Source organism: Ensifer sp. Root127, assembly GCF_001425225.1.
In the GTDB taxonomy this organism is placed as follows: Bacteria; Pseudomonadota; Alphaproteobacteria; order Rhizobiales; family Rhizobiaceae; genus Ensifer; species Ensifer canadensis.
Window position 1 is genome coordinate 130,396 of record NZ_LMDX01000018.1, and the last position, 13,775, is coordinate 144,170.

The window sequence follows — 13,775 nt, forward strand, 5'->3', positions numbered from 1 at the left end:
CAGGTTGTCGAAGGCTAGGTGTTACTATGTCATATTGCATGAACCGGTAAGATTTCGGAGTAGGTTCATTTAAACCAGCGTCGAAAACCGGAATTAATCGAGCCCTAGGCAATCAAATGTGATATTGTACAAAGCTTCGGTCGCCTTGCAATTCTAATGAGCTTGGGGCATGGATGCGAGTTGAGTGTACTAGAGACCAGGATGAGGCCGACTCGACGTTGAGACTTCCGCCTGGGATGTGACGGCACGAGGCAGCTCGCGCAAGCGACCGGCTTTCGGAGCGATTTGTGCAATTAGTCTTCATTGGGTGGGTGTACCTTGGATCTGAATCTTTCAACGCTTGAGACGCCCAACCGGCGAAGTCAAATCACGCAAACTTTGCGTGCCGCAGTCTTGGCGGGAGAGATGAAAGTCGGCGAGATTTATTCCGCCCCGATGCTCGCGACGCAGTTTGGCGTTTCCGCAACACCCGTTCGCGAAGCGATGATCGATCTCGCGAAAGAGGGGATCGTCGAGGTCGTGCGCAATAAGGGTTTCCGAGTCGCACAGCCATCAATCCAAGAATTGCAACAGATGATGGAGGTCCGCCTGCTTTTGGAGGTGCCGACCATTCGTGGAATTGCCGCGCGCGGATTAACGGCCGATCAACGCTCGGCCGCACAGCATCTTGCGGAAGCATCGCTAGAGTCAGCGCAGCGAAATGACCTTATCGCCCATGTTGCCGCCGATATTCGCTTCCATCTCTATCTGTTGTCACTCTCCGGAAATGAAGAACTCGTCGACATTATTCGAGTACTTCGTTCGCGCTCGCGGCCTTACGGCCTGCAATCTGAGAAGAAGCGCGCGTTTTTGCTAGAAAGCGCCCAGGAGCATCTTACGTTGGTCAGGCTCATCATCAACAAGCAGCCTGTCCAGGCGTCCGAATTGATCGACTCACACATCCGGCGGGCGGGCCAGGAATGGTCCGACCCCAATAGTGAGATCGACCTCGGATGAAGTGACCTGCCCTCTGCCGTCGACCACTACGACCGGAAGCGGACCGTTTCTATGAACGCCGTTAGAGCACGTGGTGTTTGGCGGCGATTGGTATAATACAGGTGATACCCAGGGAACGGGGGACAGAAGCTTTCGAGTACTCGTACCAGGCGGCCTTCCGCAATGTATCCTGCGACCTGATCTTCGAAACAATAAGCCAGTCCTTGACCGGCAAGAGCTAGCCCGAGCTTTAGATCGACGTCGTTCACAATCAGCGGACCGTCAACTCGAACCTGAAATGCGCTATCCCCTTCTCCCAGTTCCCAGGCGTACAATCCGCCTCCTGTCGCTAGGCGATAGTTGATGCAGGAATGATTGTTTAGGTCGATGAGGGTTTCCGGCTTCTGACGGCTCTCAAAATAAGACGGCGCGGCCACTATTGCCGCCCGAATGTCCGGACCTACCCGAACGGCGATCATATCCCTCGCTATTTGCCTGCCGAACCGAATGCCTGCGTCAAAACGCTCCGACACAATGTCGGTCAACCCGTCGTCTACCACAATCTCAATCCGGATATCGGGATAGCCCGAGAGAAATTTGGGAAGCAGCGGTTTAATAATTGTATCAGCTGCATGCCGCGAAGCAGTAACTCGAATCGAGCCAGAAGGAGACTCGCGTGACGCCCGCAAGTCAGCCAAGCTGGCGCTGATGTCCTCAAAGGCCGGCCTGAGCGTCGCCAGAAGCCTCTCGCCAGCCTCCGTCGTAGAAACGCTGCGTGTCGTACGAGAGAGAAGTCGAACGCCTAGACGCTCCTCGAGAAGGCGCATGGCATGGCTCAACCCGGAGGCTGAGATTCCAAGCTTGGACGCCGCCCGGCTAAAACTTCGTTGCTCCGCGATCAAGAGGAATGCGGCCAAGTCGTTGAATTCGTCGCGCTTCATTACTGAGCCACCCTCACAAGTGCATGCACATTATAACCACTAATATTTGTCAGCAAGTTCGTTATCTTTCGCGCATCGCTGAGTGAGCGAAAAATGGGGCATGGAGCTTCCGGCCCACATTGCCGTACGGCGAAGCGGCAGCACGTCCCTGTCCGTCATAGCTGAACGAGTGCGAGCAATAGACAGAATACATATCTCCGAGGCACAACATGACAGCTTTCAAGATAAACATTCCGCAAAGTGACATAGATGACTTGAACCGCCGGCTTAGCGGGGTTCGCTGGCCAGCGGCTCCAACCGAGGACCCCTGGATCCTGGGGACCGACCAAGCGTTCTTGGAGCGTTTGCTGAACTACTGGAGCTCCTCATACAGCTGGCGAGAGCAGGAGAAATGGCTCAACAGTTTCCCGCAATTTAAGTGCGCTATTAACGGCCATGACGTCCATTTCGTCCACGTGAAGGGTGAAGGTACTAATGCTAAGCCGTTGCTTCTCACCCATGGCTGGCCCGGCTCCTTCATCGAGTTCCTTCGCGCCGTTCCCTACCTTACAACGCCCTCGAAGTTTGGCGGTGATCCACGCGACGCTTTCGACGTAATCATTCCCTCCCTTCCTGGATTTGGCTTCTCTGCGTGCCCAACCGTGACCGGCGTCGGTCCAAAATACGTAGCCTCGCTTTGGAAGCAGTTAATGGACTCGCTGGGTTATGAGCGCTTCTTTGTCCAAGGCGGTGATCTTGGGGCAAGTGTTTCCACCTGGATGTCATTCCTTTACCCCGACAGCATCCTTGCAATGCACTTGAACTTCATACCCGGGACCTACCGTCCGTTCCTTGGGTCAGCAGCGGATCCAATCAGCCCGCAGGAGGACAACTTCCTAAAAGTGGTCGCGGATTGGGCGAGCCGGGAAGGGGCGTATGGTGCCCTGCACAAAACAAAGCCTGAAACCTTGGCATTTGCGCTCAGCGATTCTCCCGTTGGACTAGCGAGCTGGATCTCCGAGAAATTTCACGCATGGAGTGACTGCGGCGGCAATATCGAGCAATCATTCTCGCTCGACGACCTCATAACGAACATCTCGATTTACTGGTTTACAAATACGATCGCCTCTTCAATGCGAATATATGTGGAAGGCGCGCGAGTGCCGTTGAATTTCGCGGAAGGCGACAGGGTAGACGTTTGCACAGGCGTTTCGGTGTTCCCGAAAGAGATCCCCATGCCTCCTCGCAGCTGGGTCGAAAGGGTGTATCGAGTGGAATATTGGAAAATGATGGACAGGGGCGGCCATTTTGCTGCGATGGAACATCCAAAACTATTCGCTGAGGAGATGAAGTCCTTCTTTGGGAGATAGTGCAGACCGCACTGTGCGCGCGGCGCGAACAGTGTGCTGATCGCGAAGCCTCGCAGCCTCGGCTGCGGGGCGATCGATATCACCGCTACGTTGACTCGGTCCAAGGTCATGGCTCCACAGCGTTGCGTCAGCAGCCCTTGGGTGACAGGCACCGACCGTCAGACATCCTCAATCATTCACCGCGGTTAGCTTAGCATTGCACTGAGATGCCACTCGCCGCGCAAACACTCTCCCCGGTCTCGCTATTTCAAAAGTGTCGAAATAGAGGCCATCATGAAGCATCGAGTCCGCCCCGTTCGGCTCGTCGTCTCCCTGGTCTCACGGCCTCGCTGGCTGCGTTTCGTCCCAGGAAGGCTTCACAATGCGGAAGCAACCACAAGCGCGCAGGATGTTATCGTTGCCGGCGCTCGCGACACTGGGAGGCCCCTATTCGCTCAGTGACTTAGAGATTAGCAACCAGTTCCCAGCCGGTAGCGGCAACACCTTTGTCTGCATCAAAAGGCAATGTTAAGAACGGATTTAGTGGCTATACCGGCCGTAAGGGCTGGTTAGTGACCTTCAATTCCGCGGGGCAGATCTTTAGTGTGACACTAGGCCATCCCTACTGCGACCCACAGCTCCAATATGGCCATTACACCCGAAATCCGCGCACTCAGCACTCATGAGCCTCTAGGAGATCGTGATGGAGCATACCACCGTCGCAACCACGCACTTTGTTTTCATCATGACACCAACAGCACATACCATGGACATCACCGACGACACGGCGGCCCGGGCCATTACCACGACGGTGGACCGCCAATCGTCACTGAGCCGAGTCCCTATGGGCGAGTCCCTCGAGCCCATCAGGGCGGCGAGCCCGGTAGGCTTCACGTTGATCTGCGTACCGGCCGACATGAGCGCATCAGGTGAGATCAAAGGCAAACTGCCGAGCGAGCAGTTTACCAAAGAGCGCCAGATTTCCGGAATTATGTTCCCGCCACGGCGAACTCACGCGAATGCGTCGTCATCATCCGCAAGGCGCAAGACGGCTACGGCGTCACGGTATAAATGTCGAACGTTGCGCAACATGCTTCGACCACGCTGGCGATAGCCGCACCCGATAAGATTATGTCATAAGGTTTCGAATTTCTGCCCTAACTTTGCTGGCGACCGACACTGGGTATCCGATATAGTCGAACGTACCGCCCGCGCGGCTGTTTTGTCCGCATATGACTATAATGTCTGTGCCGATGCTACGTCTAAGATGGGTACCCACCCACCCCACTAAACCGCCTCTATCGACTTCCTCTGGGAAGTGAAGCTGCAATACCTGAAACAGTTTACCTTGCAGTTCCTCAGCAGGAACCAGTTGGCTCCATCGCGTTTCGTCGCGAACGATTGCCAAAGCGTCTTTCCGTACGAACTCCGCAAAGTCACAGTCCTCAAACTCTACGAATCTGAATGTATTCGTGAATACCTCGAGATCTGCTAGCTTCATAACCTCTCGAAGCCGCTTGTCCATCTGGTGGTAAGTCTCCAGCAAAAAGCCTGTCATTTCCGAAGTGCTCGCAGTACGATGCTGATCATTCGTTCTAGCCGCTGGGGGTGTACGCCACTGTTTGGGGCAGCGGGGCTCAAAGGATTGCCCGGCTTAGTCCGCCATCGATGGGTAGGGCAATTCCAGTAATATAGGAGGCCCCTTCACCCGCAAGGAAAGCTGCGGCCGCTCCGAATTCCGCCACGGTACCATAGCGTTTCACAGGGATCTCCGCCTGGCTTTCGGCCTCGATCAGAGAACGTTCAACCCCGCGATCTTTGGCATCCAACGCGTCGAGCTCTATAGTCCTTTGGGTCGTGAAACGGCCTGGCAGGAGGAGATTGACGGTCACGCCTTCCGCCGCGACTTCGCTCGCCAGCGTCTTGGCCCAGCCCGCGAGCGCCGCACGAAGTGCGTTGGACGCCGTTAATCCGCCAATTGGTTCACGTACACTCGTCGATGAAACCACCAGGATACGTCCAAAAAGCCTTGACCTCATCCCCGGCAAGAAATGTGTGGCGATTTTGATCTGGTTGCTGACCATCGATCGGAACTGGTCGTGCCATATCGTGGGCTCAAACACCGAGGCAAGAAATGGCGGAGGCCCGCCGCCGTTCAGAAGAATGATATCCACCTGCCCTAGACGGGCGTCCACATCCTTCAAAAGCTCTTCAACATCCGCTTCCCGGGAAAGGTCATACTGGAACGTGTGCGCGATCCCTCGATTTGTACGGATCCGCATCTCTGCGGAGTGCAGAGCGCTGCTATCCCGGCCGACCAAGCCAACCTCGATACCATCCTTAGCGAATGCTTCTGCCACTCCGTAACCCAGGCCTTTGCCACCACCCAAAACAAGCGCCTTGCGGCCACCATTTACCTGCTTCATCGTCAAATCCATAAATTTCGTGCCATTGGAGGGTTGTGGTCGTTCCCGGCAAGTTCGGCCACCGCTTGAACAAGCTTTGTGATAGTATCGTCGTCGGTTTCGAGATGAACAGACGCTCTCAGCAACTCTGGTATTCCCCTGCGCACCAGATCGATGGGCGTATACGCAGGGCCGTTGTACCCAACCATAAGGCCGCGCGAGGCCAGTTCGCTTTGCGCCTGATCACAGCTCAAGCCATCAATCGAGAAAGTTACGGCCGCCGCCTTCAGACGGCCGACATCGTGAACCCTCACGCCAGGGAGCGCAGCCAACCTATCGCGGAGGCAGCTGGCAGTTCTGTCAAGGCTTGCTCTTGTCCGTATCAAATCTCCGCTGAGAGCCTGCTCAATTGCTCTTATCAGCCCCAATCGCAAGGCTACGGAGAACTCAGCCGTTTCCAGAACTCGCGCGCTCTTTCGGACGGTCACATGCCCATGTGCCCAACTACCCGCGTGATCATCAAGGCGCACAGGTTGCAGATCTGAGGCCAATCGGGTCGCTAAATACGCAATCGCGGTCCCACGTGGACCCCGCAGATATTTCCGCCCGCAGGCGATGAGTGCATCACATTGGAGCTCGGTCACGTCGATTGGTAACTGTCCAAGAGCCTGACTCGCGTCGATCACATAGACAGCATTCGTGCCAGCCAATGCCGCGCCTAATTCAGTTGCCGGGTTTACAAGGGGCCCGCTAGCTCCAATCCAGGTTAGCGCAACCAGCCTGACACGGTCATCTAAGATCCGCTTCAGTGCCTCCACATCAACAGCGGTGGTCGCATCGCATGGCGCAACCTCGATAGTCGCTCCGGCTGAATCAGCGCGACGCTTCAATGCAATCAGATTTCCGACCCACTCTTGCGAGCTAACCAGTACCCGATCGCCCGCCTTAAGGGGAATTGCTGCAATCAGATCTCCATAGAGCTGACCGTGCCCGGTTCCAAAAGCAACCTCCCCGGGCTCACAGCCAAGAAGCCTACTTGCGAGCTCATACCCATAGTCGAGACGTGCGGCCATTCGTTTTTCCGCCTCCATTGGGCCAAAACGTACCTCCTTGCCGAGATGATCTATCACTTCAGCAACACACTCTGCGCTCGATTGCCCTGCTCCGGCATGATTGAAGTGGACCAAATTCGCTGGCCTGGTGGCTGAGGCGGCGTTCCCGCTGACGGCATCAGACATCCCAACGTCACCGTACGTGTACGATTGCATCAACTTCGACCGGCACGTTTGCGGGCAACCCGCTCATACCGAGCGCGCAACGTGCGTGTTCGCCGCGATCTCCCAAGACAGCATTCATGACCTCAGATGCGCCGTTGCCCACTTGGGAAAAATCGGCGAATCCAGCCACGGCGTTCACATAGACGGTTAGCTTAGAAAGCCTGACGACGCGATCGAGGTCGCCGTCCAGTGCGTGTGAAAGCCAAAACAGGATGTTAGCAGCACATGTCTGGGCGCTCTTTTTCGCCCTCGCAAGGTCTATTTCCGCGCCTACCTGACCCACGTCAGCAATCTGGTCCCCGACCTCGGGTATCTGGCCAGATATATAAATGACGTCGCCGACACGCACCGCTGGTGCAAAGGGCATATCGGGTCTCGTTAGAGTAGGCCAACTAACACCGAGCGCTTCAAGCCGTTCCTTGTAAGCCAAGCAATTTCTCCTCTTCGCTTTGGATTTTCGCAAGCTTGCCTTCCCCAGCCCCCCATGCATAGTGTTATATTAGTTACCCCCTCATTAGGATTGCTTATGGAAAACGACCTTGACATTCGCTTGCTCCGCGCGTTCGTGACGGTTTCCGAAGCCGGGACTGTGAGTCGGGCAGCTGATCGGTTGGCCCGCACTCAAGCTGCCGTAAGCATGCAGCTCCAACGACTTGAGGCAGAGGTTGGGTCACAGTTGCTCCGGCGGTCCTCCCGTGGGGTCACCCTGACCGAAACTGGCGAGGTTCTGCTCGCCTATGCCCGGAAAACCATCGCGTTGGGCGAAGACGTGCGCCGTCAGATTGCGGGCAGAAAGCTCGCCGGACGGGTGCGGCTTGGAATCGTAGAGGATTTGGCTGTAACGCGGCTGCCATCTGCAATTGCAGATTTTCGCGGGCGTCACCCATCTGTTGACATCGAGTTGACTTCCGCCAGTAGCGCAGACCTAGCGAAGTCGATAACGAATGGTCGGTGCGATATTGTCATGGCCGATCCTGCGCGATTTGAAGGTGCTCCGTCTATCTATCTGTCACGCCCGCTCGTGTGGTCCGCCAGCCGTATGATGGAAGTCGATGAGGGCCCTGAACTACCCTTGATCATGTTTGAAGGTTCTTGTTCGTGGCAAGATCGCATGCTTGCGTCCTTTGCCGAGGCGGGCCTCCATTGGCGGGTGGGTGGTCGCGTTTCAACTTTCGCAGCCCTGATTTCGGCCTTACGCGCAGGACTGGGAATAGGGCTTCTGCTTCCGGAAGGCTTGCCTTCGGACTGTGAAAACGTCCGAGGCCGGTTTGACCTGCCGCAAGCACCGACGGCCGACTTTGGCGTGTTCGTTAGTCAGAATCCTCCCCTTATAGTCGATGAGCTCGCCAAGTTCTTACGCGCGTTCGTCACAAGCGGTTGAACCTACAGGCCGGCGTCTTTTTGACAGAGGAACTCACCCCTGGCCGCTCGGCGCCCGCTGCCCTAGCCTCGAATGGCTATTCATGCCAGTGAGGGCATTTGGAAGGCATTTTGCCCACATCCTGTCTCTGCCGCCGGACTGTAGTCGGATCGGCGGCCTTAATTCTTCGCGTGGAGTCTTCTCAATCGCTCGCCCGATGAGTGGATGAGACGAATCTCCCCGTGATTGCCGCCGCATACCAGTTGCGAGAACCGCATCAGCATGCTGCCCAAGAAGCCCGTTCTTGATTCGATGTTGCTGCCTTCGGGCGGCGGCAACTACAATTCCGGCGGCGTCGAGACCCAGGTGCGCTACAGCATCTCGCAGCAGGGCGGCACGAGCTACACGACGTCCAGCAGCGACCTCATGATCAACGGCGGCGGCGGCTTCATCGTCCAGGGCAACGGCGGTGAGAACCCTGACCCGTGCCGGCTCTTTCGTTCCCGACAAGGACGGCAACCTCGTCAACACCGCCGGCTTCACGCTGATGGGCTACGAATACAAGGCTGGCGCCGACCCGACGGTCGTTGTCAACGGCTTCGACGGCCTAACCGAGTCCGGCTCAATGATAATAGTTTGGTTGCTTCCGGCTTGGAGTGCTCCCCGTTTCAGCGGACAGATCGGCTAGTTTGATTTAGCCCTGATGAACTGCCGAGGGGAAGCCATCTTGAGGGCGGAATGGGGATGGATTTCGTTGTAGTCCTCGATCCATCCGTCGATAAGTCGGAGCGCCGTTGCGGCGTCCGGTAGGGCCGAGATGCGGATGTAATCCCGTTTCAGAGTTTTCACGAATGCCCCGGACATGCCGTTCGACTGGGGGCTTGCGACAGGGGTGAAGCAGGGTGTCAGATTGAGCGCCTGGGCAAACAGCCTGGTCTCCCTTGCCGTATAAGCCGAGCCATTGTCCGAGAATGCTCGATAGCATGCGGGGCTCGGGTTGCTGCGAACCGCTTCTCGACTGCCTCCAGCATCATGTCGCGCACGTCCGAGCCGGAGATGCCTGCATTGGCAACAGCCGTCCATGCGATGATCTCGCGGTCGAAAGCGTCGATGATGAAGGCGAGACGGATGACCTCGCCGTTCCAGCAGGTGAACTCCAGACCGTCGGAGCACCACCGCAGATTGGAGCGCATGACCATGACCTTGCCGTCATGGATGCGGCCCTTGCGAACGGCCGTATGCTTCTCCAGCAACATGGCGTGGTTACCCATGATGCGGTGAACCCGCTTGGCGTTGACGACAGGCTTATCGGCGGCTCGCCTTTCGCGATTGAGGAGCGCGGCGATCCGCCGATAGCCAAAGGTTGGCCTCTGATCCACCAGCCTGCGAATGGCGGGCAGAAGCTCTGCATCCTCCGCCTTCCGATAGGGCCCGCGCGGCTTTGATCTGCCTTTCAACCACTCCACGAGGTTGGAACGGGAGACGCCCAGCGTGCCTGCGACGGCTTTCATCGGGAACCGTCCCGGCAACAAGATCGGCCGCGATATCCGTTTTTTTGAGTCTGCTTTCGAAAGTGCTTCGCGGAGTATCTCGACCTCCATCGTCTTGCGGCCGAGCACGCGCTCCAGCTCGCGGACGCGGTCTTCAAGCTTCTTCACTTCCGAATTGCCGACAACCGGCTCGTCTGAATCCACGGCGGCAGCAACTCCCTCACTCAAGAGCCTGCGCCACCGGTAAAGCAGATTGGGCGCAACGCCATGGGGGCGAGCGGTCGAAGATACCGTCTCGCCTGGTTCGAAACTCTGCTCAATGATTGTCAGCTTCTGCTCGGTTGTCCACCGCCTGCGGCGGACATCACCCGTCAGCAATTCAACATGTCGATACTCGTTAGACATAAGCCTGTCCTCAAGCCTGTGCTTGAGCCTTTCTGCTTATGCCGACTGTCCGGTCGAAAGGGGGTGCAGTTCACGGCTCGACTAAGGGTGCCATGCCTTTCAACCGGTTCACCGCCGCCGCCATCGAACTGGTCGAACCCCTGCGTCAGATAGATTATTCCCTTCTAATCGCGGCGTCGGAAAACTCTGCAAGCGCGGCGACCTCTGGCGACGATGACGGGCCAGCGAATAGGTGATCCGCGCAATCCTTTGCTTTTCGAGCCACGAAGACACATTAGAACACGAACCTATCTTCGATCTCTAGACGACGTGTCTTGTACTAAACGTATGAAAACGACCGGGCTGTAAAAGCCCGATCGTTTTGATAACCGGCGAGATATCAAGCTGCACATGACGTCCGATCGCCGCGTACCTCCGCCGTTTCAAGCCGAAATTGTTCGACCAATGTCATTAGCACATCGGCCTCGTTTGCCAGAGCTCGGCTTGCGGCCGTCGTCTCCTCAACCATGGTGGCATTCTGTTGAGTCATCTGATCCATCGCGTTCACAGAGCCGTTGACTTCATTGAGGGCTGTAGCCTGGTCACGGCTGGCGGTAGCAATCATGTCAACCTGCCGGCTGACCGCCACAATTTGCTGACTGATAGACGCTAGGACGGCGCCTGTCTCCTTCACCAGGCGGGAGCCAGAACTCACCTCCTGCGTCGATTTGTTTATCAGGATTTTGATTTCAGAAGCTGCCTCCGCTGAACGCTGCGCCAGTCCGCGTACTTCCTGCGCGACCACAGCAAAGCCCTTGCCAGCCTCACCGGCGCGCGCAGCCTCAATACCAGCATTAAGTGCGAGAAGGTTTGTCTGGAAAGCAATATCGTCAATCACCTCAATGATCTGTTCAATCTGTCGAGATGCATCCTCGATCAGGTTCATAGCGCCAATGGCATTGGTGACGACCGTCGCAGAGTTATCGGCGCTCTTCTTGGTCTCACTCACACGCTGGTTAGCCTCGTGTGCCCGTTCCGCCGATGAATGAACCGTCGCCGTTATCTGATCCAGTGCCGCCGCTGTCTCCTCTAGCGACGCTGCTTGAGCCTCAGTCCGGCTCGAAAGGGCTTCGGCCGAGCAAAACATATTGTTTCCATTCCGCTGAATTACCAAGGCATTTTGCCGAATCTGGATCAATGTATCCTGGAGTCGGACAAGTGAGCCGTTAAAATCAACCCGCAACTGCTCAAGCCTACCCTGAAACGGTTTGTCGATCTGCTGAGACAGGTCTCCTTTGGCAAGACGCCCCAGTCCTGCAGCTAATTGGTTCACGGCAAAGTCGATCTGCGCGTCGAGCTCGCGCCTTTCGGCGTCGTTCCGAGCACGCTCCGCATCCGCGTGCAAGCGCTGTTCCATGCTTTCCGTCTCTATGCGCACCTTGGAAATTGCGTTCTCTTTGAACACGCCGAGTGCTCGAGCCATGTCACCAATCTCGTCTCGGCGAGCATCGCCGTCGATCTTTGTATCGAGCACACCCTCCGCAAGTCGCCGCATTGCAGTCGTTATCTGACCGATAGGACCTTTCAATGTCAGCACCAGCGCGCCACCCGCCAGCATCGCAACAACGCTTCCTGCGATGGCAGCGAACAACGATACCTGATCAGCCCGCTCGCGCTCCACTGAAGCATCTGCCTTCTGGCTTTCAGCAAACGCGGTTAATTGTTTCCAAATAGTGTCGATTTCGGCGGCGGCCGCCCCAAATTCGGATTGACGCATTTCGCTTGAGTTCACGAGTACATGGCTGTCCGAGACTAAACTGTTTAAGAGCGGCTCGATGGCCCCAAATACAGCCATGGAGAAACGAAGATCACGGGCGGTTGTAGCAAGGGTTTCAAGGTCCTGGCGCAGGGCCGCTACGCGTTGCAACATTCGATCGCGACCTATGTTATCAGGTTTTTCAAGGAAGCTTGCGGCAGCGATACGTACCCCGTACATGGATTCTACCAGCTTTCGAGTGCCGGCAAGAACTGCCTCGGCCTTCACCAGCGGCTTATCGAGCCGCCCGAAGGTGACGGTTGCTGCACGCATCTTGACCGTCGCGACGCCGTTCAACTGAATGCTGAGCGGACGCAAACGAGCGATCATCAGATCTATATCGCGCGCGGTATTTTCGGTTAGTGTACCCTTTCCTGCGGTTGTCACTATATCTGTAAGAGCGCTCTTGAGGGACTCTACCAACGCAACCTGTCCTGCTGGTACCGCGGTGGTAATTTTACTCGGGACTAGCTGCAACTCGCCCTGAGAAGCCACAATAGTCTTGAATTTGTCCTCCGGAGTTGCGGCCTTGCCGATAGCGGCCCCGAAAGCGATGAGTGTCTCACTCGAAGTAGTCAGCCTGTCGGCCTCACGCAGGAGGGACTTTGCTGCATCCTCATCGCGACGAACGCTACGCTCCATCTTGGTCGCCTCACTTAGGATTTTCTCCTGTTCAAATATCAGGCGATCAAGACCCGCAGACATCGAGCCTCGCAAAGCACGTTCTTCACCGTGGAGCCTCCAAAGGTCTTCAACGCGCTTACCAATCTCTGCGCTACCATTGAGCGCCTGCTGCAATTTAACTCGGCCCTCGCCGTCGCTCACTTGCGCAATGGTATCGGATAGAACGGCCCGCTGAGCTTCTAATCGTGCATGGACATTCTGACGGGTCTCATCGGAGGCATCTTGCAGGAAGTTGTTCATGCGGGCGTACACATCCCTGAAACCACTCAGAGATTGAAGGACACTATTCGAGATTTCCATTCTGCCCTGCAATAACCGCGACGCGTAAAGACCGGTGATGCCGACGGCACAGATGCTGGCCACGAAAGGCAACATGAAAACGATGACTTTTGTTTGAATTCTGAAGCGGGCGAGAACTTTGTCGATGAACACGAGGTATCCTCCTTTTTGCGCGTTTGTTTCTGTTCGCGTAGTGTGGGGTTATGCCCCAATGCTTTGCTCTCGCTGGGTCCGTAGGTCGCAAAGAAAAAACGAATGACGCCGCCAGGTGCCACAAACAACCTGCGTCATGCGGGTTTGCTGTGTACCTGAAGCGACGTCATTCGCTCTGGGAGAACACTTAATTGGGGTAGAAGTGCCCGAGCGCAACCGCGTGCGATCGAGTTCGCCTGTTAGTGCAGAATCTGACTGAGGAAGAGCTTGGTGCGCTCATGCTGCGGATTGTCGAAGAACTCGGCAGGTGAATTCTGTTCGACAATCTCCCCCTGGTCCATGAAGATCACGCGGTTGGCGACCTGGCGGGCAAAGCCCATTTCGTGGGTCACGCACAACATGGTCATGCCTTCTTCGGCAAGGCCGACCATGGTGTCGAGCACTTCCTTGACCATTTCCGGATCGAGCGCCGAGGTCGGCTCATCGAACAGCAGGATTTTTGGCTTCATGCACAGTGAGCGGGCAATGGCCACTCGCTGCTGCTGACCACCCGAAAGCTGGCCCGGATATTTGTGCGCCTGCTCGGGGATCTTGACGCGCTTCAGGAAGTGCATCGCGATTTCTTCGGCCTGCTTCTTCGGCATCTTGCGAACCCAGATCGGTGCAAGCGTGCAGTTTTCCAG

Annotated in this window: 11 protein-coding genes and 1 pseudogene; 5 read left to right on the forward strand and 7 right to left on the reverse strand. The window is 56.4% G+C overall.

Translation table 11 applies throughout. The features are described 5' to 3' along the window. Positions 1 to 318 precede the first annotated feature (318 nt). Positions 319 to 996, forward strand: a complete 678-nt coding sequence (locus tag ASD03_RS20230) for a GntR family transcriptional regulator (protein WP_200957339.1) — start codon at positions 319 to 321, stop codon at positions 994 to 996. A gap of 26 nt (positions 997 to 1,022) precedes the next feature. Here ASD03_RS20230 and ASD03_RS20235 read toward each other — a convergent pair whose 3' ends face one another. Further along, positions 1,023 to 1,916 (reverse strand): LysR family transcriptional regulator, encoded by an 894-nt coding sequence (locus tag ASD03_RS20235; protein WP_057215670.1) that lies wholly within the window; start codon positions 1,914 to 1,916, stop codon positions 1,023 to 1,025. Between the two features lie 209 nt (positions 1,917 to 2,125). On the opposite strand from ASD03_RS20235, the gene ASD03_RS20240 reads away from it, so the two are divergent. Further along, the gene (locus ASD03_RS20240) at positions 2,126 to 3,265 is read left to right on the forward strand and encodes an epoxide hydrolase family protein (protein ID WP_057215673.1); all 1,140 of its coding nucleotides are present in this window, start codon (positions 2,126 to 2,128) and stop codon (positions 3,263 to 3,265) included. A 682-nt stretch (positions 3,266 to 3,947) separates the two neighbouring features. Then, positions 3,948 to 4,358, forward strand: coding sequence for a hypothetical protein (locus ASD03_RS39160; protein ID WP_156408021.1), 411 nt, complete (start codon positions 3,948 to 3,950; stop codon positions 4,356 to 4,358). A 523-nt stretch (positions 4,359 to 4,881) separates the two neighbouring features. Here ASD03_RS39160 and ASD03_RS20255 read toward each other — a convergent pair. Genes ASD03_RS20255 through ASD03_RS20265 form a run of 3 tightly spaced genes read right to left on the reverse strand, consistent with a single transcriptional unit; the run spans position 4,882 to position 7,356 of the window. Next, positions 4,882 to 5,670, reverse strand: a complete 789-nt coding sequence (locus tag ASD03_RS20255) for an SDR family oxidoreductase (RefSeq protein WP_244494665.1) — start codon at positions 5,668 to 5,670, stop codon at positions 4,882 to 4,884. A 2-nt stretch (positions 5,671 to 5,672) separates the two neighbouring features. Next, complete coding sequence (locus tag ASD03_RS20260; RefSeq protein ID WP_063997096.1) at positions 5,673 to 6,887, reverse strand: aminotransferase class V-fold PLP-dependent enzyme; 1,215 nt, start codon at positions 6,885 to 6,887, stop codon at positions 5,673 to 5,675. 7 nt (positions 6,888 to 6,894) lie between these two features. Beyond that, the gene (locus tag ASD03_RS20265) at positions 6,895 to 7,356 is read right to left on the reverse strand and encodes a RidA family protein (protein ID WP_057215688.1); all 462 of its coding nucleotides are present in this window, start codon (positions 7,354 to 7,356) and stop codon (positions 6,895 to 6,897) included. Positions 7,357 to 7,452: 96 nt separating this feature from the next. On the opposite strand from ASD03_RS20265, the gene ASD03_RS20270 reads away from it, so the two are divergent. Together ASD03_RS20270 and ASD03_RS37975 are read left to right on the forward strand one after the other, a co-directional pair. Then, positions 7,453 to 8,307 (forward strand): LysR family transcriptional regulator, encoded by an 855-nt coding sequence (locus ASD03_RS20270; RefSeq protein WP_057215690.1) that lies wholly within the window; start codon positions 7,453 to 7,455, stop codon positions 8,305 to 8,307. A 288-nt stretch (positions 8,308 to 8,595) separates the two neighbouring features. Then, positions 8,596 to 8,899, forward strand: a pseudogene (locus ASD03_RS37975) (flagellar hook-basal body complex protein); the annotation flags it as partial. 71 nt (positions 8,900 to 8,970) lie between these two features. Here the strand turns inward: ASD03_RS37975 and ASD03_RS20280 are convergent. The 3 genes from ASD03_RS20280 to ASD03_RS39165 form a co-directional block, all read right to left on the reverse strand. Then, positions 8,971 to 10,181, reverse strand: a protein-coding gene (locus ASD03_RS20280) for an IS3 family transposase (protein WP_156408022.1) whose coding sequence is annotated in 2 segments (ribosomal slippage) — positions 8,971 to 9,257 and positions 9,257 to 10,181 — 1,212 coding nt in all. Because the reading frame shifts where the segments join, the coding sequence is not laid out codon by codon here. Positions 10,182 to 10,560: 379 nt separating this feature from the next. Continuing rightward, complete coding sequence (locus ASD03_RS20285; RefSeq protein WP_057215696.1) at positions 10,561 to 13,092, reverse strand: HAMP domain-containing methyl-accepting chemotaxis protein; 2,532 nt, start codon at positions 13,090 to 13,092, stop codon at positions 10,561 to 10,563. A 239-nt stretch (positions 13,093 to 13,331) separates the two neighbouring features. Then, on the reverse strand, positions 13,332 to 13,775 hold a 444-nt coding region (locus tag ASD03_RS39165; RefSeq protein ID WP_156408028.1), incomplete at its 5' end, for an amino acid ABC transporter ATP-binding protein.

What these genes read in the sequence shown, in the direction of transcription:
- ASD03_RS20235 (WP_057215670.1), bottom strand. Translation starts at nt 1,916, where the DNA reads ATGAAGCGCGACGAATTCAACGACTTGGCCGCATTCCTCTTGATCGCG.
- ASD03_RS20240 (WP_057215673.1), top strand. Translation starts at nt 2,126, where the DNA reads ATGACAGCTTTCAAGATAAACATTCCGCAAAGTGACATAGATGACTTG.
- ASD03_RS39160 (WP_156408021.1), top strand. Translation starts at nt 3,948, where the DNA reads ATGGAGCATACCACCGTCGCAACCACGCACTTTGTTTTCATCATGACA.
- ASD03_RS20255 (WP_244494665.1), bottom strand. Translation starts at nt 5,670, where the DNA reads ATGAAGCAGGTAAATGGTGGCCGCAAGGCGCTTGTTTTGGGTGGTGGC.
- ASD03_RS20260 (WP_063997096.1), bottom strand. Translation starts at nt 6,887, where the DNA reads ATGTCTGATGCCGTCAGCGGGAACGCCGCCTCAGCCACCAGGCCAGCG.
- ASD03_RS20270 (WP_057215690.1), top strand. Translation starts at nt 7,453, where the DNA reads ATGGAAAACGACCTTGACATTCGCTTGCTCCGCGCGTTCGTGACGGTT.